The 1052-nt window shown below is 63.4% G+C and carries 1 rRNA gene and 1 pseudogene; both read right to left on the reverse strand.

From position 1 onward, the window contains the following. Positions 1-88: 88 nt before the first annotated feature. A pseudogene (locus AB0366_RS27115) lies at positions 89-616 on the reverse strand (IS21 family transposase); the annotation flags it as partial. A gap of 346 nt (positions 617-962) precedes the next feature. Beyond that, positions 963-1052, reverse strand: a 5S ribosomal RNA gene (rrf, locus tag AB0366_RS27120); the annotation flags it as partial.

A 1052-nucleotide genomic window follows, 5' to 3' on the forward strand; every position in this document is an offset into this window, starting at 1 on the left:
CCATCAGCATCGGAGGAGGCCCGCCCTCATTGGCGGAGCCACACGGGTGAGCACTTTCAGAGATCAGATCTGGGCACTTTCACTGAGCGCCGTCAACGTGCGGTTGGGTCATGTTCGGTGCGAGGACCCCGCGCCATTTGCCCGAACAGGCCAGCGTTCCGACGAACAGATGCGCCATCGATCCCCACCCCCAGGAGGCGGGCGGGTTCGGTAGATCGACCCAATCCCACTGTGTCTCTTCACCGGGCGGGTGATCGATCACCGCGTTCGGTCGCTCGGCGGCGGTCAGGCACGCTTGGCAGGTCGGGCGGAGTTTCAGCTCGCGGATCTTGCGGTGCAGCGTTTGATACGACATCGCATATCCGAGGTCTTCGAGCTCGTCGCACAACGTGCGGACCCACAGGTGCGGGTCGTCGATCAGGCGTGCGGTGACGTAGGCGAGGAACACCTCGAATGGATCCGGGATGCTGCGTTTACGCACTCCGGGGGTGGTGGTCCCGTTGAGATAGGACCTGATGGTCTTGCGGTCGCGGCCGGTGTGTCTCGCGATGTCGGCGATCTTCCAGCCTCGTTGATGCAGGGCGTGTATTTCCACGTCTTCCTCCCGTGTAAGCATGAGGAGCGGGTCTCCTTCGGGTAGCTGGTGTGTGGTCAGAGACCATCAGCATCCGGGGAGACCCGCCCTCGTTGGCGGTGCCACACGGGTGGGGAATTTCAGTGAGCGTCAGTGGGGAATTTCGATGAGCGCCGTCAGTCCCCCGTGTCCGCAAATGCGCGCGCGTGTGTCAGGTGCGCGGGGAATGGGCAGTGGTCGGGTGGCGATTCTGCTCGCGTATCGCGAGTGCGTGCGCGTTCGTCCGCGAGAGGGTGGTGTGGGTGGTGTGAGGTGGGTGTTGTGTGGGTGGTTTCGAAATGCAGAATGGCCCCTGACCTGGTGGTCGGGGGCCATTCTGGCAAGTTGTGTTCGGCGGTGTCCTACTCTCCCACACCCTGTCGAGTGCAGTACCATCGGCGCTGGAGGGCTTAGCTTCCGGGTTCGGAATGGGACCGGG

Origin of the sequence: Rhodococcus sp. NPDC076796 (genome assembly GCF_040702765.1) — a bacterium.
Taxonomy (GTDB): Bacteria; Actinomycetota; Actinomycetes; order Mycobacteriales; family Mycobacteriaceae; genus Rhodococcoides.